The organism is Streptomyces corchorusii (genome assembly GCF_001514055.1).
Lineage (GTDB): Bacteria > Actinomycetota > Actinomycetes > Streptomycetales > Streptomycetaceae > Streptomyces > Streptomyces olivaceoviridis.
On the sequence record NZ_KQ948351.1, the window covers coordinates 521,280 to 543,395 of the forward strand.

At 72.4% G+C, this 22,116-nt stretch carries 22 protein-coding genes; 15 read left to right on the forward strand and 7 right to left on the reverse strand.

The window, feature by feature from the left end; genetic code table 11:
• Window positions 1-26 precede the first annotated feature (26 nt).
• Genes AQJ11_RS02240 through AQJ11_RS02250 form a run of 3 tightly spaced genes read left to right on the forward strand, consistent with a single transcriptional unit; the run spans window position 27 to window position 2,317 of the window.
• On the forward strand, window positions 27-380 hold the full coding sequence (locus AQJ11_RS02240; RefSeq protein ID WP_014672641.1) for a histidine triad nucleotide-binding protein: 354 nt from the start codon (window positions 27-29) through the stop codon (window positions 378-380).
• A gap of 6 nt (window positions 381-386) precedes the next feature.
• Entirely contained in the window at window positions 387-1,292 is a 906-nt protein-coding gene (locus AQJ11_RS02245; RefSeq protein WP_014672640.1) for a ribonuclease Z, read from the forward strand.
• Window positions 1,293-1,312: 20 nt separating this feature from the next.
• Window positions 1,313-2,317 carry an adenosine deaminase gene (locus AQJ11_RS02250; protein WP_059261624.1) on the forward strand — a complete coding sequence of 335 codons (1,005 nt, stop codon included), beginning with the start codon at window positions 1,313-1,315 and terminating at the stop codon, window positions 2,315-2,317.
• Here the strand turns inward: AQJ11_RS02250 and AQJ11_RS02255 are convergent.
• Window positions 2,269-3,555: an MFS transporter gene (locus AQJ11_RS02255; protein WP_059261625.1), complete on the reverse strand. Its 1,287-nt coding sequence runs from the start codon at window positions 3,553-3,555 to the stop codon at window positions 2,269-2,271. The two genes, AQJ11_RS02250 and AQJ11_RS02255, sit on opposite strands and share 49 nt — an antisense overlap.
• A 297-nt stretch (window positions 3,556-3,852) precedes the next feature.
• On the opposite strand from AQJ11_RS02255, the gene AQJ11_RS02260 reads away from it, so the two are divergent.
• The 7 genes from AQJ11_RS02260 (at window position 3,853) to AQJ11_RS02290 (ending at window position 10,187) form a co-directional block, all read left to right on the forward strand.
• Window positions 3,853-5,142, forward strand: a complete 1,290-nt coding sequence (locus AQJ11_RS02260; RefSeq protein ID WP_014672637.1) for a glucarate dehydratase family protein — start codon at window positions 3,853-3,855, stop codon at window positions 5,140-5,142.
• Between the two features lie 75 nt (window positions 5,143-5,217).
• The gene (locus AQJ11_RS02265; RefSeq protein ID WP_014672636.1) at window positions 5,218-6,375 is read left to right on the forward strand and encodes a carbohydrate kinase family protein; all 1,158 of its coding nucleotides are present in this window, start codon (window positions 5,218-5,220) and stop codon (window positions 6,373-6,375) included.
• A 155-nt stretch (window positions 6,376-6,530) separates the two neighbouring features.
• Window positions 6,531-7,610 (forward strand): PhoH family protein, encoded by a 1,080-nt coding sequence (locus AQJ11_RS02270; RefSeq protein WP_051009688.1) that lies wholly within the window; start codon window positions 6,531-6,533, stop codon window positions 7,608-7,610.
• Window positions 7,611-7,622: 12 nt separating this feature from the next.
• On the forward strand, window positions 7,623-8,120 hold the full coding sequence (ybeY, locus tag AQJ11_RS02275) for an rRNA maturation RNase YbeY (protein ID WP_014672633.1): 498 nt from the start codon (window positions 7,623-7,625) through the stop codon (window positions 8,118-8,120).
• A gap of 9 nt (window positions 8,121-8,129) precedes the next feature.
• Window positions 8,130-9,431, forward strand: a complete 1,302-nt coding sequence (locus AQJ11_RS02280) for a hemolysin family protein (RefSeq protein WP_059261626.1) — start codon at window positions 8,130-8,132, stop codon at window positions 9,429-9,431.
• On the forward strand, window positions 9,428-9,787 hold the full coding sequence (locus AQJ11_RS02285) for an MmcQ/YjbR family DNA-binding protein (protein ID WP_014672631.1): 360 nt from the start codon (window positions 9,428-9,430) through the stop codon (window positions 9,785-9,787). Before AQJ11_RS02280 ends, AQJ11_RS02285 begins: the two co-directional genes overlap by 4 nt.
• Before the next feature lie 46 nt (window positions 9,788-9,833).
• Window positions 9,834-10,187: a cytidine deaminase gene (locus tag AQJ11_RS02290; RefSeq protein ID WP_014672630.1), complete on the forward strand. Its 354-nt coding sequence runs from the start codon at window positions 9,834-9,836 to the stop codon at window positions 10,185-10,187.
• Between the two features lie 214 nt (window positions 10,188-10,401).
• Here AQJ11_RS02290 and AQJ11_RS02295 read toward each other — a convergent pair whose 3' ends face one another.
• Both AQJ11_RS02295 and AQJ11_RS02300 read right to left on the reverse strand, forming a co-directional pair.
• Entirely contained in the window at window positions 10,402-10,740 is a 339-nt protein-coding gene (locus AQJ11_RS02295) for a P-II family nitrogen regulator (RefSeq protein ID WP_014672629.1), read from the reverse strand.
• The gene (locus AQJ11_RS02300) at window positions 10,737-12,050 is read right to left on the reverse strand and encodes an ammonium transporter (RefSeq protein ID WP_059261627.1); all 1,314 of its coding nucleotides are present in this window, start codon (window positions 12,048-12,050) and stop codon (window positions 10,737-10,739) included. Before AQJ11_RS02300 ends, AQJ11_RS02295 begins: the two co-directional genes overlap by 4 nt.
• A gap of 174 nt (window positions 12,051-12,224) precedes the next feature.
• Here AQJ11_RS02300 and era point away from each other — a divergent pair, with 174 nt between their 5' ends.
• Window positions 12,225-13,178, forward strand: a complete 954-nt coding sequence (gene era, locus AQJ11_RS02305) for a GTPase Era (protein ID WP_014672627.1) — start codon at window positions 12,225-12,227, stop codon at window positions 13,176-13,178.
• Here era and AQJ11_RS02310 read toward each other — a convergent pair.
• Window positions 13,175-14,029: a helix-turn-helix transcriptional regulator gene (locus tag AQJ11_RS02310; protein WP_059261628.1), complete on the reverse strand. Its 855-nt coding sequence runs from the start codon at window positions 14,027-14,029 to the stop codon at window positions 13,175-13,177. The genes era and AQJ11_RS02310 overlap by 4 nt on opposite strands.
• Before the next feature lie 135 nt (window positions 14,030-14,164).
• On the opposite strand from AQJ11_RS02310, the gene AQJ11_RS02315 reads away from it, so the two are divergent.
• Entirely contained in the window at window positions 14,165-15,010 is an 846-nt protein-coding gene (locus AQJ11_RS02315; RefSeq protein ID WP_014672625.1) for an NAD-dependent epimerase/dehydratase family protein, read from the forward strand.
• Here AQJ11_RS02315 and AQJ11_RS02320 read toward each other — a convergent pair.
• The 3 genes from AQJ11_RS02320 to AQJ11_RS02330 are packed head-to-tail and all read right to left on the reverse strand — an operon-like array spanning window position 15,005 to window position 17,743.
• Complete coding sequence (locus tag AQJ11_RS02320) at window positions 15,005-16,327, reverse strand: GH1 family beta-glucosidase (protein WP_079082192.1); 1,323 nt, start codon at window positions 16,325-16,327, stop codon at window positions 15,005-15,007. The genes AQJ11_RS02315 and AQJ11_RS02320 overlap by 6 nt on opposite strands.
• Before the next feature lie 57 nt (window positions 16,328-16,384).
• Window positions 16,385-16,651 (reverse strand): protealysin inhibitor emfourin, encoded by a 267-nt coding sequence (locus AQJ11_RS02325; protein WP_041665160.1) that lies wholly within the window; start codon window positions 16,649-16,651, stop codon window positions 16,385-16,387.
• Window positions 16,652-16,672: 21 nt separating this feature from the next.
• Window positions 16,673-17,743: a M4 family metallopeptidase gene (locus AQJ11_RS02330; RefSeq protein WP_059261629.1), complete on the reverse strand. Its 1,071-nt coding sequence runs from the start codon at window positions 17,741-17,743 to the stop codon at window positions 16,673-16,675.
• A 340-nt stretch (window positions 17,744-18,083) separates the two neighbouring features.
• On the opposite strand from AQJ11_RS02330, the gene leuA reads away from it, so the two are divergent.
• The 3 genes from leuA to AQJ11_RS02345 all read left to right on the forward strand — a co-directional run bounded on the left by leuA (window position 18,084) and on the right by AQJ11_RS02345 (window position 22,114).
• Window positions 18,084-19,805 (forward strand): 2-isopropylmalate synthase, encoded by a 1,722-nt coding sequence (leuA, locus tag AQJ11_RS02335; protein ID WP_014672620.1) that lies wholly within the window; start codon window positions 18,084-18,086, stop codon window positions 19,803-19,805.
• Window positions 19,806-20,082: 277 nt separating this feature from the next.
• Window positions 20,083-20,778 (forward strand): tellurite resistance TerB family protein, encoded by a 696-nt coding sequence (locus AQJ11_RS02340; RefSeq protein ID WP_041665159.1) that lies wholly within the window; start codon window positions 20,083-20,085, stop codon window positions 20,776-20,778.
• Window positions 20,779-20,896: 118 nt separating this feature from the next.
• Window positions 20,897-22,114 carry a sialidase family protein gene (locus AQJ11_RS02345; RefSeq protein WP_059261630.1) on the forward strand — a complete coding sequence of 406 codons (1,218 nt, stop codon included), beginning with the start codon at window positions 20,897-20,899 and terminating at the stop codon, window positions 22,112-22,114.
• Window positions 22,115-22,116 lie beyond the last annotated feature (2 nt).

The window sequence follows — 22,116 nt, forward strand, 5'->3', positions numbered from 1 at the left end:
CCGTATTGATCACAGGAGGCACACCCATGGCCGGAGAGCCGCAGAACGACTGCCTGTTCTGCAAGATCGTCGCGGGCGAGATCCCGGCGACGATCGTCCGCGAGACCGAGACGACCGTAGCCTTCCGGGACATAAACCCCCAGGCTCCGACCCACATCCTGGTGATCCCCAAGGCCCACTACGAGAACGCGGCCGAGCTCGCCGCGGGCGCCCCGCGCATCGCGGCCGACGTGCTCGCCGAGACCAAGGCCGTCGCCGACGAGGAGAAGCTCGACAGCTACCGCCTCGTCTTCAACACGGGCAGCGGCGCCGGCCAGACCGTCTGGCACGCCCACGCCCACGTCCTCGGCGGCCGTGGCCTCCAGTGGCCGCCCGGATAGGCAGCCGTGTCCGTCCGTGAACTGGTGGTCCTCGGCACCGCCAGCCAGGTCCCGACCCGGCACCGCAACCACAACGGCTACCTGCTGCGGTGGGACGGCGAGGGCCTGCTGTTCGACCCCGGCGAGGGCACGCAGCGGCAGATGCTGCGCGCCGGGGTCGCCGCCCACGACCTGAACCGGATCTGCGTCACGCACTTCCACGGCGACCACTCCCTCGGCCTCGCCGGGGTCATCCAGCGGATCAACCTCGACCAGGTGCCGCACGAGGTCACCGCGCACTACCCGCGCTCGGGGCAGCGCTTCTTCGACCGGCTGCGCTACGCGACCGCCTACCGCGAGACCGTCGGCATCACCGAGGCCCCGGTCGCCGCCGACGGCATCCTCGCGGTGACCCGGTCGTACACCCTGGAGGCCCGCAGGCTCTCGCACCCGGTCGAGTCCTACGGCTACCGCCTGATCGAGCCCGACGGCCGCCGCATGCTGCCCGACCGGCTCGCCGCGCACGGCCTCAGGGGGCCCGACGTGGGCCGTCTCCAGCGCGAGGGGCGGCTCGGGGACGTGACGCTGGAGGACGTCAGCGAGGTGCGGCGCGGGCAGCGGTTCGCGTTCGTCATGGACACCCGGCTCTGCGACGGTGTGCACGCGCTCGCGGAGGGCTGCGACCTGCTCGTCATCGAGTCCACCTTCCTCGACGAGGACGTCGAACTCGCCGTCGAGCACGGGCACCTGACGGCCGGGCAGGCCGCCGCCGTGGCCCGGGACGCCGGGGTGCGCCACCTCGTGCTCACCCACTTCAGCCAGCGCTACACCGACCCGGGGGAGTTCGAGCGGCAGGCGCGGGCGGCCGGGTTCGCGGGGGAGCTGACCGTGGCCTACGACCTGCTGCGGGTGCCGGTTCCGAAACGGCGGTAAAACACCCGTACGATGCTTTGATGCCCCTCCCGAAAGCAGAACTGCACCTCCACATCGAAGGCACGCTGGAGCCCGAGCTGGCCTTCGAGCTGGCCGCCCGCAACGGCGTGACCCTCCCGTACACGGACACCGACGCCCTCCGCGAGGCCTACCGGTTCGAGGACCTCCAGTCGTTCCTGGACCTCTACTACGAGCTGATGGCCGTCCTGCGCACCGAGCAGGACTTCGCCGACCTGGCGAACGCCTACCTCGCGCGGGCCGCCGCGCAGGGCGTCCGGCACGCGGAGATCTTCTTCGACCCGCAGGCCCACCTGGCCCGGGGCGTGGCCATGGGCACGGTCGTGGAGGGGCTGTGGCGGGCGCTCGGCAGCAGCGAGGCGGACCACGGCGTCTCCACCAAGCTGATCATGTGCTTCCTGCGGGACGAGTCCGCCGAGTCGGCGCTGGCCACCTTGGAGGCCGCGAAGCCGTACCTGGACCGGATCACCGGGGTCGGCCTGGACTCCGCCGAGGTCGGGCACCCTCCGGTGAAGTTCCGGGAGGTGTACGAGGCCGCCGCCGTGCTCGGGCTGCGCCGGGTCGCGCACGCCGGCGAGGAGGGGCCGCCGGAGTACATCACCGAGGCGCTGGACGTGCTCGGCGTGGAGCGCGTCGACCACGGCCTGCGCTGCATGGAGGACCCCGCGCTGGTCGAGCGGCTGGTGCGGGAGCGGATCCCGCTCACGCTGTGCCCGCTGTCCAACGTCCGGCTCCGGACCGTCGACACCCTCGCCGACCATCCCCTGCCCGCCATGCTCGACGCGGGCCTGCTGTGCACGGTCAACTCCGACGACCCCGCGTACTTCGGCGGGTACGCGGGCGACAACGTCGCGGCCGTGCACGAGGCCCTGGGGCTGTCGCGGGACCGGCTGCGCGAGCTGGCCCGCAACTCGTTCCTCGCCTCCTTCCTGGAGGACGACGAGGAGCGCAGGGCCCGCTATCTGGCCGAGGTCGACGCGTACGAGTTCGGGGACGCCGTCTCGTAGGCACCCTGAGCGGGCACAGCGGGCGTCTCCACCGGGACTTCGACGACCGGGATCTCGGTGACCGGGACTCCGGTGACCGGGACTTCGACGACCGGGATTTCGGTGACCGGCAGGGGGCGCCTGCCCGTCCGCAGCGCCACCGCCGTCATCGGCACGGCGATCAGCAGCAGTCCGGCACCGAGCACCCGCCCCATCGCCGGGAAGCCCGCCCCGGCCGCCAGCACACTGCCCACGAGCGGCCCCGCCGCCGTGCCCAGCGAGGACGCCGAGCCGACCAGGACCGTCCAGCGGCCCCGCGGGTCCAGGGACGCGGCCAGGGCGATGACGTAGGACAGCACGACCGGGTAGAGCAGGTTCCAGGCGATCTCGCCCGCCGCGAACGCGGGCAGGTCCGTGGCCGCCGCGCTGAGCGCGACGCACCCCGCGATGAGGGCGCTGCCGGCGCCGATGGGCAGGGCCCGGCCCAGCCGTGGGCCGAGCGCGCCCGCGCCCACCACGCCGAGGAGCCCGGCGCCGAGCGCGACCGCGAAGACCGCGCCGACGGTGACCTCGGTGAGGTGGGCCTGGTCGAGTCCGATCCGGCCGCTGACGCCCCACAGGGCGTTCTGGGCGAGGGACCAGCAGGGCATCGCGGCGGCCAGCAGCAGGCCGGCGCGCGGGTGGGGGAGGCGGTCGTACCCGACGGCCGTGCGGGCCGGGGCGGTACGACCGGACAGGCGGCCGGTGAGCGGCCAGACGGCGAGCGCGGTCAGCGCGAGGGCGGCGAGCGGGAGGCCGTGGCCGGGGCCGAGGTGAGGGATCGTCAGGTACAGGGCGCCCGCGAGGGCGGAGACGCCGAGCAGGCCGAGGGTGCTGACCCGGTGCGGGTCGCGCTGCCCGGCGATGCCGCTCGCGGCCACCGCCGTGACCGTGCCGGAGCCGAGGCCGCCGACGACCGCGCCCGCGACGACGGCCGGTACGGCGCCGGTGAGGGCGGCGCCGCCGTAGCCGAGGGCGGCGAGCGCGAGGCCGGCGCGGGCGAGGACGCGGGGGCCGGTCCGGTCGACCCGGGAGGCCAGCAGGAAGCCGGCGGTCGCCGAACTCAGCAGCAGGGCACTGCCGATGGCCCCCGCCTGGGTCGCGGTGAGCGGGAGTCCGCTGTCGAGTCTGCCGACGGTGGTGGGCAGCAGGTAGGGGGCGAGGTACCCGGCCGCGAACAGGGCGACGAGGGGCCAGGGCAGGGTGCGGGGGGCGGACACGGGCGTTCCCAGGGCAGGCGAGAAGTGCGGCTCGGAAGAAGGGGGATGGGCTGCGGCCGTCGACGGACAGGAACGCGCGAGCAAGTTGTATCAAGCACGCGGTTTCCGGAAGAAGCCCGGTGGGTGTGATCCGGACCACGGTTGCGTTTGGGGGTGGTGCACGAGGGTAGGAGAATCTAGCCTCTGTTCTCATATGTGGATGTCATTCACAAGAGGAGATGGTCGACTACTCGCCCACCGGCCTCGCCGGCCTGAAGACCCCCTCGCCGCCGGATCCGACCCCGTAGGAGCCCGCCCGTGACCCGTGACCTGACCATCGCCGAGGTGCGGCTGACGCCGATCCTGGTCGCCGACCCGCCGCTGCTCAACACCCAGGGCGTGCACCAGCCGTACACCCCCCGGCTGATCGTGGAGATCGTCACCGCCGACGGGACCACCGGGCTCGGCGAGACCTACGGCGACACCAAGTACCTGGAGCTGGCCCGGCCGCTGGCCGACCGGCTCCCCGGACGGTCGGTCATGGACGTGAACGGCCTGTTCGGGATCGATCTCGCCGTGGACGCCTCCCGGATCGAGGGCCAGGCGGACGCGGGCGGGCTGCGCGGGGTGCAGACCGCCGACAAACTGCGGCTGTCCGTGCTGTCCGCCTTCGAGGTCGCCTGCCTCGACGCCCAGGGCAAGGCGCTCGGCCTGCCCGTGCACGCGCTGCTCGGCGGCAAGGTGCGGGACGCGGTCGAGTACAGCGCCTACCTCTTCTACAAGTGGGACCGGCACCCCGCGGGGGTCCCCGCCGAGCCGGACGCGTGGGGTGCCGCGCTCGACCCGGCCGGTGTGGTGGAACAGGCGCGCCGGCTCCGGGAGCGGTACGGCTTCGGCTCGTTCAAGCTCAAGGGCGGGGTGTTCCCGCCCGACGAGGAGATCGCCGCCGTCCGCGCCCTGGCCGCGGCCTTCCCCGGACACCCGCTGCGGCTCGACCCCAACGGCGCCTGGTCGGTGGAGACTTCGCTGAAGGTCGCGCAGGAACTCGGCGACGTGCTGGAGTACCTGGAGGACCCGACGCTCGGCACACCCGCCATGGCGCGGGTGGCCGCCGGCACGGAGGTTCCGCTCGCCACCAACATGTGCGTCACCACCTTCGGCGAGATCGAGGAGGCGTTCACGAAGGGTGCCGTGCAGGTCGTCCTCTCCGACCACCACTACTGGGGCGGGCTGCGCAACACCCAGCACCTCGCCGCGATCTGCGCGGCCTTCGGGGTCGGGGTGTCCATGCACTCCAACACCCATCTCGGCATCAGCCTCGCCGCGATGACCCAGGTGGCGGCCACGGTCCCCAACCTGCACCACGCCTGCGACTCCCACTACCCGTGGCAGTCCGAGGACGTCCTCACCGAACGGATCGCCTTCGACGGCGGCCGGGTCGCGGTGTCCGACGCGCCGGGCCTCGGTGTCGAACTGGACCGGGACGAACTGGCCCGGCTGCACCGGCGGTGGGCCGAGGACGACGGCTCGCTGCGCGACCGCGACGACGCGGCGGCGATGCGCACGGCCGAACCGGACTGGCGGACACCGGCGATGCCCCGCTGGTGACCCGGTGCCGCACGGCATCCCGGTGCGTGACGTGGTGCACACTGGCCAGAACCGCACCACGCCAGGGAGCGCACCGTGACGCCGTCGCACACCTTCACCGGAGAGGAACCGGAACACCTCACCCAGGCAGCGCGCTGCCAGATCCAGGTCGATCCGCTGGCCGCGCTGCGCGCCCCCGGTGACCCGCCCTGGGACGTCCACCTCACCGGCACGGTCTTCCTCGACATCGTCTTCACCGGCCTGGAGTCGGCGCCGGTGCGCGGCACCGAGTCCTGGGCCCGGGGCATGGGCTCCAGCCCCGGCGGGGTCGCCAACATGGCCGCCGCCCTGGCCCGGCTCGGCCTGCGGACCTCCCTCGCGGCGGCCTTCGGCGACGACCACTACGGCGAGTACTGCTGGGACGCGCTGGAGCGGGGCGAGGGCATCGACCTGTCCGCCTCGCGGACCGTGCCCGGCTGGCACTCGCCGGTGACCGTCTCCATGGCCTACGAGGGCGAGCGGACCATGGTCTCGCACGGGCACGAGCCGCCGGCGCAGGCCCTGCTCCTCCAGGAGGGCGCCACCGCCCCGCCGCCCCGGGCGCGGGCCGCCGTCGCCTCCCTCACGCCCGGCCGCAGCGCGCCCTGGATCGCGCAGGCCGCCCGCGCGGGCACCCGCATCTTCGCCGACGTCGGCTGGGACGAGACGGGCGCGTGGGACCTGTCCGGGCTGGCCGACCTGGAGCACTGCGAGGCCTTCCTGCCCAACGCGGAGGAGGCCAAGCGGTACACCGGCACCGACTGTCCGCGGCTCGCCGCGCACGCCCTGACCGAGTACGTGCCGGTCGCCGTGGTCACGCTGGGCTCCGACGGCGCCTACGCGGTGGACCGGCGGACCGGGGAGACGGCGGAGGTGCCGGCGATCGAGGTGGAGGCGCTGGATCCGACCGGGGCGGGGGACGTGTTCGTCGCCGGGTTCGTGACCGGGTCCCTGGCGGGGTGGCCGCTGGCCGACCGGCTGGCCTTCGCCGGGCTCACGGCCGCGCTGTCGGTGCAGGAGTTCGGGGGGTCGCTGTCGGCGCCGGGATGGTCGGAGATCGGGGCGTGGTGGCGGCGCGTGCAGTCCCTGCCGGGGCAGTCGCCCGCGGCGCTTCGGCGCTACGAGTTCCTTGAGGGCCTGGTGCCGGAGGAACTGGACCGGCCGTGGCCGCTGCGGCGGGCCGTGCCGACCATCGGGTTCCGCCGGTCCGGCTGACGCACCAGGGGCTCCGCCTTCCGGACCCCGTCGGGAACGGTCGTATGAAAAGCCCTACGGTGTTGTCAGCCCCCCGTCGTACCCTGGACAGTGCGAGGCCGCCCTCAGCTACGCGGCCGTGACGAGGAGGAAGCGCAGGCCTTAAGAGCCGGCCCATGACACAGACACCCACAGCTCACACCCCCGCGCAGGAGCAGGCGAGAGCGCAGTTCACCGTCCCCGCCCAGCACCCCATGGTGACCGTGCTGGGTTCCGGCGACTCCCTCCTGCGCGTGATCGAGAAGGCCTTCCCGGCGGCCGACATCCACGTCCGGGGCAATGAGATCAGCGCGGTCGGCGACCCGGTCGACGTCGCCCTCATCTCGCGCGTGTTCGAAGAGATGATGCTGGTGCTCCGCACCGGGCAGCCGATGACGGAGGACGCAGTGGAACGCTCGATCGCCATGCTGAAGGCGAGCGAGGCAGGGACGAGCGACGGCCTGGAGACCCCGGCCGAGGTACTGACGCAGAACATCCTGTCCTCGCGCGGCCGTACGATCCGCCCGAAGACCCTCAACCAGAAGCGGTACGTCGACGCGATCGACAAGCACACGATCGTCTTCGGCATCGGCCCCGCCGGTACCGGCAAGACCTACCTGGCCATGGCCAAGGCCGTGCAGGCCCTCCAGTCCAAGCAGGTCAACCGGATCATCCTGACCCGTCCGGCGGTGGAGGCGGGCGAGCGGCTCGGCTTCCTGCCCGGCACGCTCTACGAGAAGATCGACCCGTACCTGCGCCCGCTGTACGACGCGCTGCACGACATGATCGACCCGGACTCGATCCCGCGGCTGATGGCGGCCGGGACGATCGAGGTCGCGCCGCTCGCCTACATGCGCGGTCGCACGCTCAACGACGCCTTCATCATCCTGGACGAGGCCCAGAACACGAGCCCCGAGCAGATGAAGATGTTCCTCACCCGCCTCGGCTTCGACTCGAAGATCGTGATCACGGGTGACGTGACGCAGGTCGACCTGCCGAACGGGCAGAAGTCGGGCCTCAGGCAGGTGCAGGAGATCCTGGAGGGCGTCGAGGACGTCCACTTCTCCCGGCTGTCCTCGCACGATGTCGTACGGCACAAGCTGGTGGGCCGTATCGTCGACGCGTACGAGAAGTACGACAGCAAGTACGGCACCGAGAACGGCGCCCCCAAGGGCGTCCGTGGCAAGTCCGGCGCCAAGGGCACCAAGGGGAAGTAGACCAGCACGACCATGTCGATCGACGTCAACAACGAGTCCGGCACCGAGGTAGACGAGCAGGCGATCCTCGACGTCGCCCGCTACGCGCTCGCGCGGATGCGCATCCACCCGCTCTCCGAGCTCTCGGTGATCGTCGTGGACGCCGACGCCATGGAGCAGCTGCACATCCAGTGGATGGACCTGCCGGGCCCCACCGATGTCATGTCGTTCCCGATGGACGAGCTGCGCCCGCCGTCCAAGGACGACGACGAGCCGCCGCAGGGGCTGCTCGGCGACATCGTGCTGTGCCCGGAGGTCGCCGCGAAGCAGGGGGCGGAAGCCCCGACGCGGCACTCCATGGACGAGGAGCTCCAGTTGCTCACCGTCCATGGTGTGCTGCACCTGCTCGGGTACGACCACGAGGAGCCCGACGAGAAGGCGGAGATGTTCGGGCTCCAGGCCGCCATCGTGGACGGATGGCGGGCCGAGCGCGGTCTGACCGGGCCGTCCCCGGCGCCGACCGTCTCGTAAGCGGGCCGTATGTCTCCGCAGATCGTGATCGGCGCGGTCGCGCTGGTCGTCGTCGCCTGGCTCGCCGCCTGCGCGGAGGCGGGCCTCGCCCGCGTCTCCAGCTTCCGCGCCGAGGAGGCCGTGAAGTCCGGCCGGCGGGGCAGCGCCCGGCTCGCCCAGGTCGCCGCCGACCCCACCCGCTATCTGAACGTGGCCCTGCTGGTCCGCGTGGCCTGCGAGATGGCCGCCGCAGCCCTGGTGACGTACGCCTGCCTCCAGGAGTTCGCCGCCACCTGGCAGGCGCTGCTGGTCGCCATCGGGGTGATGGTCCTCGTGTCGTACGTCGCCGTGGGGGTGTCCCCGCGCACGATCGGCCGCCAGCACCCGGTCAACACGGCGACCGCGGCGGCCTACGTGCTGCTGCCGCTGGCCCGGATCATGGGCCCCATCCCCTCCCTGCTGATCCTCATCGGCAACGCGCTCACGCCCGGCAAGGGCTTTCGGCGCGGGCCCTTCGCCTCCGAGGCGGAGCTGCGCGCGCTGGTCGACCTCGCCGAGAAGGAGTCGCTGATCGAGGACGACGAGCGCCGGATGGTGCACTCGGTCTTCGAACTGGGCGACACGCTGGTGCGCGAGGTCATGGTGCCGCGGACCGACCTGGTCACCATCGAGCGCTTCAAGACCATCCGGCAGGCCCTCACCCTCGCGCTGCGCTCCGGTTTCTCCCGCATCCCGGTCACCGGCGAGAGCGAGGACGACATCGTCGGGATCGTGTACCTGAAGGACCTGGTCCGCAAGACGCACATCAGCCGGGACGCGGAGGGCGACCTGGTGTCCACGGCGATGCGCCCGGCCGTGTTCGTGCCCGACACCAAGAACGCCGGCGACCTGCTGCGCGAGATGCAGAAGGAACGCAACCACGTCGCCGTCGTCATCGACGAGTACGGCGGCACCGCCGGGATCGTCACCATCGAGGACATCCTGGAGGAGATCGTCGGCGAGATCACCGACGAGTACGACCGGGAAATCCCGCCCGTGGAGGACCTCGGCGACGACCGCTTCCGGGTCACCGCCCGCCTGGACATCACCGACCTCGGCGAGCTGTACGGCCTGGAGGAGTACGACGACGAGGACGTGGAGACCGTCGGCGGGCTGCTCGCCAAGGCGCTCGGCCGGGTGCCCATCGCCGGGGCCTCCGCCGGGGTCGAACTGCCCGACGGGCGCAGCCTGCGGCTGACGGCGGAGGCCGCGGCCGGCCGCCGGAACAAGATCGTGACGGTGCTGGTGGAGCCCGTGCCCGTGCCCGTCGTCGAGGAGGAGGCGGCCGAGTGACGCCCGGGGAGCTGCGCGCCTTCTGCCTGTCCTTCAACGCGGCGGTGGAGGACTTCCCGTTCAGCCCGGAGATCTCGGTCTTCAAGGTGCTGGGCCGGATGTTCGCCCTGACCCACCTGGACGCGCGGCCCCTCACGGTCAACCTCAAGTGCGACCCGGAGGACGCGATCCGGCTGCGCGGCGAGCACGAGGGGCTGATCGTCCCCGGCTGGCACATGAACAAACGGCACTGGAACACCGTGACGGTCGACGCGGGGCTCCCGGACCGGCTGGTCCGGGAGCTGGTCGAGGACTCGTACGACCTGGTGGTGGCCGGTCTGCCCCGGGCCGAGCGGCTGCGGCTCGACCGCCCGTGAGCGCACCCGTGCCGGGCGGGCCGTCCGGGCTTCGTATGCTCGGGGCATGACCGAGAGCAACGCGCTTGATCCCGAGGACCGCAAGATCGTCACCCTGGCCCGTTCCGCGCGGGCCCGCAACGGTGTGCCCGAGGGGGCGGCCGTGCGGGACGACACCGGGCGGACGTACGTCGCCGGGTCGGTGGGGCTGCCCTCGCTGAAGCTGAGCGCCCTGCGGACGGCGGTCGCCATGGCCGTGGCGTCGGGGGCCGCGTCCCTGGAGGCGGCGGCCGTGGTGAGCGAGGCGGAGGCCGTGCCGGCGGAGGACCTGGCCGCGGTCGCCGACCTGGGCGGGGCCGGGACGCCGGTGCTGCTGGCCTCCCCCGACGGCACCGTGCGGGTCACCGTCTCCGCCGGCTGACCCCCTCCGGGCCCGTACCATCCGACGGGCCGTCAGATCCGCACCCCCGCGCAGCGTGCCCGCACCCGCCTGCCGAGGCCTCTCGGGAACGTCACCCTCGGCCCCAGGGTGGAGCTGAAGGCGCGCGGGATGTTCGGCCGTACGCTGCTCGACCGGCGGTCGGCCCGGGTGCCCGCCGAGCTGCTGCCGGGTGTGCTGACCGGGGCGCTGCTGGTCAGAGCGCGTCGGGCCCGCGCTCGCCGGTCCGCACCCGGACGACCGTCTCCACGGGAACGGCCCACACCTTCCCGTCCCCGATCTTCCCCGTCCGCGCGGCCCTGACGATCGCGTCGATGACGTCGTCGGCGGCGGCGTCCTCCACCACGACCTCGATGCGCACCTTCGGTACCAGGTCGACGCGGTACTCGGCCCCCCGGTACACCTCGGTGTGGCCGCGCTGGCGGCCGTAGCCGCTCGCCTCGGTCACGGTCAGCCCGTGCACCCCCAGCTCCTGCAAGGCGGTCTTGACCTCGTCCAGCCGGTACGGCTTGACGATCGCGGTGATGAGCTTCATGCCTGGGGCTTGACCTTCTGGGAGGAGGAGGAGAGGACGGACGAGCTGACCGGGGCGCCGTGGCCCAGGACGCCGTGATCGTATGCGGTCTCGGCGTGCACCGTGAGGTCGAGGCCGGTGTGCTCCTGCTCCTCGCTCGCCCGCAGGCCCAGCGTCTTGTCGAGCAGCTTGCCCAGGCCGTACGTCACCGAGAAGGCGTACACCGCGACGACGACCACGGCGAGGAACTGCTTGCCGAGCGGGGCGAGCCCCCCGCCGTGGAACAGGCCCTCCGCCCCGCCGGTCATCGCCTTCTCGGCGAACAGGCCGATCATCAGGGTGCCGATGACGCCGCCGACCAGGTGGACGCCGACGACGTCCAGGGAGTCGTCGTAGTTCAGCCTGAACTTCCAGCTCACCGCGTAGGAGCAGACCACACCGGCGGCGAGGCCCACGACCAGGGCGCCGAGCAGGGACACCGTGCCGCAGGACGGGGTGATGGCGACTAGGCCGGCCACCGCGCCGGAGGCGGCGCCCAGGGTGGTCGGGTGGCCGTCGCGCCGCTGCTCGACGAAGAGCCAGCCGAGCAGGCCGGTGCAGCCTGCGGAGAGTGTGTTGAGGAACGCGGCGGCGGCCAGGCCGTTCGCGCCGAGCGCGGAGCCGGCGTTGAAGCCGAACCAGCCGAACCAGAGCAGACCGGCGCCGAGGACGACCATGGGCAGGTTGTGCGGGCGCATGGCGTCCTTCTTGAAGCCCAGCCGGGGGCCGAGGACGAGGCACAGCGCCAGTCCGGAGGCGCCGGAGGTGATCTCGACGGGCAGACCGCCCGCGAAGTCCAGGGCGCCCAGCTTGTCGAGGATCCAGCCACCGGGGCCCCACACCCAGTGGGTGACCGGAACGTATACCAGCAGCGTCCACAGCGGTACGAAGACCAGCCACGCCGAGAACTTCGTGCGGTCGGCGACCGCGCCGCTGATCAGGGCGGCCGTGACGATCGCGAAGGTGAGCTGGAAGGTGGCGAACAGGACGGCCGGGACCGTGCCGTGCACGCTGTCCGGACCGAGCCCGCGCATCCCGGCCTGGTGCAGACCGCCGATCAGTCCGCCGCCGACGTCGTCCCCGAAGGCGAGGGAGTAGCCGGCCGCCAGCCACACCACCGTGACCAGGGCGATCGACACGAAGCTCATCATCAGCATGTTGAGGACGCTCTTCGTGCGGACCATGCCGCCGTAGAACAGGGCCAGGCCGGGCGTCATGAGCAGGACGAGGGCGGTCGCGGCGAGCAGCCAGGCGGTGTCCCCGGTGCTCACACGGGCTGCGGCGAAGGTCACGGGCGTCTCCAACGGGTGGGGGCTGCGTCAGAGGGTCACCGGTGTGCGTTTCCGGTCGCGTACGGGTGTGTTTCCGTGACGTTTCGTTGCGTGCGGGTTTCCGGGAGCTCACCGTCCGGGGTGCGCGGCGGCCGTGGTGCGGCGCCGCTCTGTGGATCAGGGAGAATGGGCGGCATGAGCGTGCGTACCCAGACTTCCGAGCAGCCGGCCGAGACCGTCCACCGCGCCGGCTTCGCCTGCTTCGTGGGCCGCCCCAACGCGGGCAAGTCCACCCTCACGAACGCTCTGGTCGGGCAGAAGGTGGCGATCACCTCCAACCGGCCCCAGACCACCCGGCACACGGTCCGCGGCATCGTGCACCGGCCCGACGCCCAGCTCATCCTGGTCGACACCCCCGGCCTGCACAAGCCGCGCACGCTGCTCGGCGAACGCCTCAACGACGTGGTCCGCACCACCTGGGCCGAGGTCGACGTGATCGGCTTCTGCCTGCCGGCCGACCAGAAGATCGGTCCGGGCGACCGGTTCATCGCGAAGGAACTGGCGGGGATCAGGAAGACCCCGAAGGTCGCCATCGTGACGAAGACCGACCTCGTCGACTCCAAGGCCCTCGCCGAGCAGCTCATCGCCATCGACCAGCTCGGCAAGGAGCTCGGCATCGAGTGGGCGGAGATCGTGCCGGTGTCGGCGGTCGGGTCCAAGCAGGTGGACCTCCTGGCCGACCTCCTGGTCCCGCTGCTGCCGGAGGGGCCCGCCCTGTACCCCGAGGGCGACCTGACGGACGAGCCCGAGCAGGTGATGGTGGCCGAGCTGATCCGGGAGGCCGCGCTGGAGGGCGTCCGGGACGAGCTGCCGCACTCCATCGCGGTCGTCGTCGAGGAGATGCTGCCGCGCGAGGACCGGCCCGCCGACCGTCCGCTGCTGGACATCCACGCCAACGTCTACATCGAGCGCCCCAGTCAGAAGGGCATCATCATCGGCCCCAAGGGCAAGCGCCTGAAGGAGGTCGGCATCAAGTCCCGCAAGCACATCGAGGCGCTGCTGGGAACGCCCGTCTTCCTGGACCTGCACGTCAAGGTGGCCAAGGACTGGCAGCGGGACCCCAAGCAGCTGCGCAGGCTGGGTTTCTAGCCGACGGCCTCCGTCGGGGTCATGTCCTGCGTGCCCACCACCCGCAGCAGCTCCAGCCTCTCGCGGGACTCGGTGCCGGGGCGGGCCGTGTGGATGATGAGGTGATGGTGGCTGTGGTGGCTCAGCAGGACCTCGCAGTCCAGTTCCAGCAGGCCCACCACCGGGTGCAGGAAGCGCTTCGTGCCCGGGCGGCGCAGGGACACCTCGTGCTCCTCCCAGAGTTGGGCGAACTCCTCGCTCCGCGCGCGCAGTTCGGCCACCAGGGCCGTCGCTTCCGGGTCGTCGGGGCGGGCCGCGGCCACCGCCCGGAGGGCGGCCACGTGGTCCCGGGCGTGTGCCGGGAGGTCCTCCGGCGGGAAGAGCGCGCGAGCCGTGGGGTCGAGGAAGAAGCGGCGGGTGAGATTCCGCTCGGGCGGCGGGCCGGCGAGCATGTCCCCGACCAGCGCCTTGGCCAGCGCGTTCTGCGCCAGCACCGTGCCGAGGTCCGTGACCACCTGCGCCGGTGAGTCGTACAGCCGGTCCAGGACCAGCAGCAGCCCCGGCCGGACATGGGCCGAGGCCACGTCCCGGCGCGGCGGCTCCTCGCCCACCAGGTGGAAGAGGTGGTCGCGTGCGTCGTCGGTCAGCCGCAGCGCCCGCGCCAGCGCCGTGAGCATCTGCCGGGACGGACGCGGGCCCCGGGACTGCTCCAGACGCGTGTAGTAGTCGACCGACATCCCGGCCAGCGCCGCCACCTCCTCCCGGCGCAGCCCGGGCGTGCGGCGGCGGGCGCCGGGCGCCAGGCCCACGTCGGACGGTTCCAGTCGGGCGCGGCCACGGCGCAGGAAGTCGGCGAGTTCGGCTCGGTTCACCCCTCCAGGCTGCGGCAGACCGGCCGGCTTATCCAGGGACTGTCGATCCCCCGATCAGGAGGTCTCTTTCGTCGGCGCCGCCCGCCGCCGAGGCTGGGCGCACCGAACGAGACACGATCGAGAAGGAGTACCGCCATGCTGACCCTGGTCACCGGCGCCACCGGACAGGTGGGCCGCGGCTTCGTCCCCCGCCTGCTCGCCCAGGCCCGGCCCGGCGAACGGGTGCGGGTGATCGTCCGCGACGAGACCCGCGCCGCCGCCCTCGCCGAGCGCGGCGCCGAGGTCGTCGTCGGCGACCTGCGCGACACCGACGTCCTCGGCAAGGCGCTCACCGGAGCGGACGCCGTCGTGAACATCGCGGCCTCCTTCCGGGGCGTGCCGGACGAGGAGATACGGGCCGTCAACCGGGACGCCGCGATCGAGCTGGGCCGGGCGGCCGTCGCCTGTGGGGTACGGCGGTTCGTCCAGGCCAGCACCATCCTGGTGTACGGCACCGGCCGCGGCCGGCCGCACGTCGAGGACGACCCCACCGTGCCCGGCGGCCCGATGTGGATGACGTACCCGGAGTCCAAGCTGGAGGCCGAGCGGGGGCTGCTGGCGCTGGACGGGCTGGACGTCCGGATCGGCCGCCTCGGCTTCGTCTACGGCGAGGGCGACCCGCACCTGCCGGGCATCACCCGCTGGACCGCGACCCAGCCGGCCACCAAGCGGCAGCACCTGGTGCACGTCGCCGACACCGCCCAGGGCCTGCTGCGCCTGCTGCACGCCCCCGGCGCCGACGGCCGCGTCTACAACATCGCCGACGACGCCCCGGTCACCGTGCTGGAGATCCACCAGCTCCTCGGCGCGGAACCGCCGGCGGACGGACCCGACCCCGACCCCTGGTACGGCATCGCCTCCACCGACCGCATCCGTCGCGAGCTGGGCTACCGGCCCTACTTCCCGACCCTGTGGGCCGCGCGGGACGCCGGAGCCCTATGAGGACGGGCGCTGGGCCCGCAGCAGCTCCCGGAACCAGTGGTAGGAGGCCTTGGGCGTGCGCTCCAGCGTCTCGAAGTCCACGTGCACCAGGCCGAACCGGCGGGCGTAGCCCTCGGCCCACTCGAAGTTGTCCATGAGGGACCACACGAAATAGCCGCGCACGTCGACGCCGGCCTCGATCGCCCGGTGCAGGGCCCGGACGTGGGCGTCCAGGTAGGCGATGCGGTCCTGGTCGTCGACGCCCTCGTAGGAGCAGCCGTTCTCGGTGATGACGACGGGCGGGAGCCGGTCGCCGTAGCGCTCACGGAACCCGGTGAGCAGTTCCGTCAGCCCTTCCGGTACGACCGGCCAGCCGAAGTCGGTCACCGGCCGGCCCTCGATCTCCCGCACGGAGAAGGGGAGTCCGGCCGGCACCGTCAGCCCGCCGAACTCGGTGTCGGTGCCCTGCGGGGCGCCCACCCGCGTCGGGGCGTAGTAGTTGACGCCGTACCAGTCGACCGGCTCGGCGATCACCTTGAGGTCGGCCTCGACGTCCCCCGGCATCAGCTCGCCCATGCCCTCGGGGTAGGCGCCCAGGATGACCGGCTCGGCGAACAGCCGGTTGAGCAGCAGGTCGTAGAAGCCGGCCGCCTCCAGGTCCGCCGGTTCCCGGGAGGCGGGCCAGGTCGGGCCGTGGGAGTTGGCGATGCCGATGTCCGCGGCGCCGGCCGCGCGCAGGGCCCGTACCGCGAGGCCGTGGGCGAGGAGTTGGTGGTGGGCGACCGGGAGGGCGTCGAAGAGCAGTCGCCGGCCGGGGGCATGGGCGCCGATCGCGTGCCCCAGGAGGGTGTGTTCGGCGGGCTCGTTGAGGGTGATCCACGTCCGCACCCGGTCGCCGAGCCGGTCCGCCACCACCGACACGTGGTCGGCGAACCGGGCCGCCGTGTCCCGGTCCAGCCAGTCCAGGTCCGCCGGCAGGTCCCAGTGGAAGAGGGTCGGGACCGGCCGCACGCCGGCCGCGCACAGCTCGTCCACCAGGCGGTCGTAGAAGTCCGCGCCGCCGGGGGAGTTCACCCGGGGCCAGGAGACCGAGAAGCGGTAGGCGTTCACGCCGAGACCGGCGAGGAGGGCCACGTCCTGGCGGTAGCGGTGGTAGTGGTCGCAGGCCACCGCCGCCGTCGAGCCGTCCTTCACCCGCCCCGGCCCGGCCGTGAACACGTCCCAGACGGACGGCTCCCGCTCCTCGGCCGCGCCCTCGATCTGGTGGGCGGAGGTCGACACGCCCCACAGGAAGCCGGGCGGGAACCGGGGCATCGCCGTGCCTGCGTCAGTCGCCATGGCCGGATCATCCGTACCGGCGGTAACGGAAGTCAACGCCCGTGCGCAGAGCGGCCGTTACGCGCCCTCCTTCAGCACCCGGGAGACCAGCTCCCGCTGTGCCTCGGTCAGCCGGGGGTCCGCCGCGTACACCGTGCGGCCGTCCACCGTGATCTCGTACCTGAAGCCGTCCGGGACGCCCGCCGGAGGGGTGTCCCGGCCGGACGCGAGGGCGCGTTCGGCCAGGGACCGCCACTCGTCGGCGTCGGGCCGGCCCGAGGTGTCCACCTCGGCCCGGCGCTCGATGCCCGCGAAACCGCCCGTGCGCCGCACTCGAATACGCATGGGTCTCTGTGTAGTACGGAACTACAGCGTCCGCACCCCGACCTGTTCCCACGCCTTCTGCACGGCCTGGAGTTCGTCCCCGGCGCCGTACCGCTCCCGGGCCGCCTTCACCGTCAGCGTGGCGAAGTCGGCGAAGAGGGCGTCGTCCTTCAGCTCGCCGCCGGTCAGCACGTCGTACCAGATCTGCCCGGCCTTCTCCCAGGCGTAGCCGCCGAGGGCGGTGGCGGCCAGGTAGAAGGCGTGGTTGGGGATGCCGGAGTTGATGTGCACGCCGCCGTTGTCGCGGCCGGTGCGGACGTAGTCCTCCATCTTCGCCGGCTGCGGGTCCTTGCCGAGGACGTCGTCGTCGTACGCGGTGCCCGGGGCCTTCATCGAGCGCAGGGCGGTGCCGGTGACGCGCGGCGCGAGGAGCCCCGCGCCGATCAGCCAGTCGGCCTCGGCGGCGGTCTGGCCGAGGGTGTACTGCTTGATCAGCGAGCCGAAGACGTCCGAGACCGACTCGTTCAGGGCGCCCGACTGGCCGTAGTACTCCAGGTTCGCGGTGTGCTGGGTGACGCCGTGGGTCAGTTCGTGCCCGATGACGTCGACCGGGATGGTGAAGTCGAGGAAGATCTCGTTGTCGCCGTCGCCGAACACCATCTGCTCGCCGTTCCAGAAGGCGTTGTCGTAGTTCTCGCCGAAGTGCACGGTGGCGTCGAGCGGCATCCCGCCGTCGTCGATGGAGTGCCGGCCGTAGACCTTGAGGTAGAGCTCGAAGGTGGCGCCGAGGCCCGCGTAGGCGCGGTTGACCGTGGCGTCGGAGCCGGGCTCGGAGCCCTCCTCGCGGACCTTGGCGCCGGGCAGGTCCTGGGTGTGGTCGGCGTCGTAGACGGTGCGGTGCGGCTTGTCGGCGGCGGCGCCCGCGGGCGGGGCGGCGATGGCGGCACCGATCACCGTGGTCAGGCGGCGCTTGGTGCGCTGGTAGGCGTCGTGCTCCAGGGACCGGCGGGCCGGGCCGGAGAGCGCGGGGTCCTCGTTGCGGGCGAGCCGGTCGAGGACGTGCGGCGGCACGATCGTGCAGAAGACGGGCTGGAAGCCCCCGTTGGTCGTCATGTCCGCACCATTGCACTGTGTGACGTTACTGTCACTACCTGCCACCATGATTGGTGAAATACCAGGACACTGCACGCAACAGATCGTGACGGTGTGGTAGAGCGATGTGGTACGGCGCACCTTTTGTCCCCTTTTGCCGCGCGGTCCCGCATACTGGGACAGGCCCGCGCACCCGGAACGGCTCGGCTAGGCTGCGGAGCATCATGCGTTTCTGGCTGCTTCTTCTTAGCTGCCGCGGCGAGGGCCTGTAGTCGAGGCCGACTCCCTCCCCGCGGAGCTTGGCGTTGCGTCGTCGGCCGTCCACTCGGATATCCGGACATCCTGAGGAGCCCACGCCATCATGGCCAACCGCCAGCAGCCCAGCCCCATGCCGATCCACAAGTACGGCCGCTACGAGCAGGTCGACATCCCGGACCGCACCTGGCCGAACAAGCGGATCACCGCCGCCCCCCGCTGGCTCTCCACCGACCTGCGCGACGGCAACCAGGCCCTGATCGACCCCATGTCGCCCGAGCGCAAGCGGCGCATGTTCGACCAGCTGGTCGCGATGGGCTACAAGGAGATCGAGGTCGGCTTCCCCGCCTCCGGCCAGACCGACTTCGACTTCGTGCGCTCGATCATCGAGGAGGAGGGCGCGATCCCCGAGGACGTGACGATCTCCGTCCTCACCCAGGCCCGCGAGGACCTGATCGAGCGGACCGTGGAGTCCCTGAAGGGCGCGCGCCGGGCCACCGTCCACCTGTACAACGCCACCGCCCCGGTCTTCCGCCGGGTCGTCTTCCGCGGCTCCAAGGACGACATCAAGCAGATCGCCGTCGACGGCACCCGCCTGGTGATGGAGTACGCGGAGAAGCTGCTGGGCCCGGAGACCGAGTTCGGCTACCAGTACTCCCCGGAGATCTTCACCGACACCGAGCTGGACTTCGCGCTGGAGGTCTGCGAGGCGGTGATGGACGTCTACCAGCCGGGTCCGGGCCGCGAGATCATCCTCAACCTGCCCGCCACCGTTGAGCGTTCGACGCCGTCCACGCACGCGGACCGCTTCGAGTGGATGCACCGCAACCTCTCCCGCCGCGAGTACGTCTGCCTGTCCGTCCACCCGCACAACGACCGCGGCACCGCCGTGGCCGCCGCCGAGCTGGCCCTGATGGCCGGCGCCGACCGCGTCGAGGGCTGCCTGTTCGGCCAGGGCGAGCGCACCGGCAACGTCGACCTGGTCACCCTGGGCATGAACCTGTTCTCCCAGGGCGTCGACCCGCAGATCGACTTCTCCGACATCGACGAGATCCGTCGTACGTGGGAGTACTGCAACCAGATGGAGGTCCACCCGCGCCACCCGTACGTGGGCGACCTGGTCTACACGTCCTTCTCCGGCTCCCACCAGGACGCCATCAAGAAGGGCTTCGACGCCATGGAGGCCGACGCGGCGGCTCGCGGGGTCACCGTGGACGACCTCGAATGGGCGGTGCCGTACCTGCCGATCGACCCGAAGGACGTCGGCCGCTCCTACGAGGCCGTCATCCGCGTCAACTCGCAGTCCGGCAAGGGCGGTATCTCCTACGTCCTGAAGAACGACCACAAGCTCGACCTGCCGCGCCGGATGCAGATCGAGTTCTCGAAGATCATCCAGGCGAAGACCGACGCCGAGGGCGGAGAGATCACGCCGAAGGAGATCTGGGCGGTCTTCCAGGACGAGTACCTGCCGAACCCCGAGAACCCGTGGGGCCGCATCCAGGTCAGGACCGGCCAGTCGACCACCGACACCGACGGTGTGGACACCCTCACCGTCGAGGCCACCGTCGACGGCGAGGACCGGGTCCTGACCGGCTCCGGCAACGGTCCGATCTCGGCCTTCTTCGACGCCCTCCAGTCCATCGGCATCGACGTACGCCTGCTGGACTACCAGGAGCACACGATGAGCGAGGGCGCCTCCGCGCAGGCCGCCTCGTACATCGAGTGCGCGATCGGCGACAAGGTCCTGTGGGGCATCGGCATCGACGCCAACACGACGCGTGCGTCGCTGAAGGCGGTCGTCTCCGCGGTGAACCGCGCTACGCGCTAGCCCTTCGCCGGCAGCGGACCGGGGGCGTCGGCCGGCGGGCGGGTGCGGCGCCGTCGTGGCTGGTCGCGCCGTTCCCCGCGCCCCTTCGGGACGCTGCCCCGCCCGGCGTCCACAGGTCCCCGCCCACCGTGCACCGGTGGGCGGGGACCGCCTGTTTCCGGCCAACGCGCCCCCCAGGTCACAGAAAGGTCTCTTACGGGGTACTGACTCCGCCTCGGTGATGTGGCTAACATCACGCCAGCGCGGCGATGTTGCCGTGCGGTTACGGAGGTGCGACGTGCTGCCAGTACGGGGACGAGACGGCCGTGCCGCCAGGGCTGCGCGCATCCTGGGCACCCGCACCGCATGGACACCCGTGGGGGACGGCGAGTTCTTCTGCCCGGGCTGCGGCGGCGACCGCAACTACCAGCGGCTCACCGGACGACGCCGGCTCACCCTGCTCGGCGTGCCCGTGCTGCCGCGCGGGACGGCCGGACCGGTCGTGGAGTGCGCGGCCTGCGGGCACCACTTCGGCACCGAGGTGCTGGACCACCCCACCACCCGCCGGTTCTCCGTGATGCTCCGTGACGCCGTGCACACCGTCGCCCTCGCCGTGCTCGCCGCGGGCGGCACCTCTTCCCGTACGGCCCTGGAGACGGCCGCCGCGACGGTCCGCGCGGCCGGCTTCGCCGAGTGCACCGAGGACCAGCTGGCCGCCCTGGTCGACGCCCTCGCCGCCGACACCGGCCGGTACTTCGAGCAGCCCTGCGGGGCCGGGCTGACCATAGAGCTGCACGAGTCCCTGGACCCGCTCGCCCCGCACCTGGCCCCGGCCGGACGCGAGTCCCTGCTGCTCCAGGCCGCCCGCATCGCCCTCGCCGACGGCCCCTACACGCCCGCCGAACGCGACGCCCTCGCCACCGTCGGAGCGGCCCTCACCATCTGCTCCGACGACGTGACCCGGCTGCTGGCCGCGGCCCGGACCCCGTCCTGACCACCCGTCCCGGCCACGCGTCCCGACGACCCCCGGTCCCGGCCACCGGTCCCGGCCACCCGTCCTGATCACCCGGACGGAGTAAGGCCGTCCCGGTGATTGTGGGGAGCATCAGGGCGTGACCCCGCGCAGCCGTTCCCTCCTCACCAGCCTGGCGCTCCTCGCCCCGCTCACCGCCGGGCTGCCCGCCCACGCGGCGTCCGCCGACTGCGCCTCCTCGGTGCCGTACGTGTCCGGGCGGGGCGGGTACGCCGTCTACCGCATCCCGGCCGTGGTGGGGACCCGGCACGGTACCGTCCTGGCCTTCGCCGAGGGCCGGCGCGACGGCGCGGGAGACACCGGTGACATCGACGTCGTCCTGCGTCGCTCCGCCGACGGCGGCTGCACCTGGGGCCCGCTGACCGTGGTGGCCGCCGGGCGGGGCCACACCCGGGGCAACCCGGCGCCCGTGGTCGACCCGCGCACCGGCGCGGTGGTCCTGGTCACCTGCGCCAACGCGGGGACCGTGACGGAGGCGCGGATCATGCGCGGCGAGGTCGCCCCGGAACAGGGCCGCCGCGTCTTCGTGCAGCGCAGCCGGGACGACGGCCGCAGTTTCACCGCCCCCCGGGACATCACGGCCCGGGTGACCCGGCCCGGCTGGCGCTGGTACGCCACCGGCCCCGGTCACGCCGTGGCCCTCACCCGCGGCCCCCACGCCGGCCGCCTGCTGATCCCCGCCGACCACTCCGCGGCCCCGCCCGCCGGCTCCCCGGACACCGGCCAGGAGGCCAGGTACTACGGCGGACACGCCCTCTACAGCGACGACTCCGGCCGCACCTGGCACCTGGGGTTCGTGGACGCGGACCACGACGGCGTGACCAACGCCAACGAGACCAGTGCCGCCCAACTGCCCGACGGGCGCGTCTACTTCAGCTCACGCGACCAGAACGGCACCGCCCCCGGAAACCGCCTCGACACCTACTCCGGCGACGGCGGCCGGACCCTGGACCGCCCCTACGCCGTCCAGCCCGCCCTGAACGCCGTCCCGGTGGTCCAGGGCAGCGTCCTCCAGCCGCGCGGCCCGGGCGCGCCCCTGCTGTTCTCCGCGCCCTCCGTGCCGACCGCACGGCGCGCCCCGGCCCTCTGGGCGAGCACGGACGCCGGCCGCACCTTCCGCAGGCTGCTCACCCTCTCCGACCAGCCGGCCGCCTACTCCGACCTGGTCCAGCTCGCCCCCGGCACGATCGGCGTCCTGTACGAGACCGGCGTCCGGGGCCCGTACGAGTCCCTGGAGTTCCGCAGACTCCGCCTGGACGCTCCGGGGCCGGGCGGCGGGGTCCGAGAGAGGACCTAGCA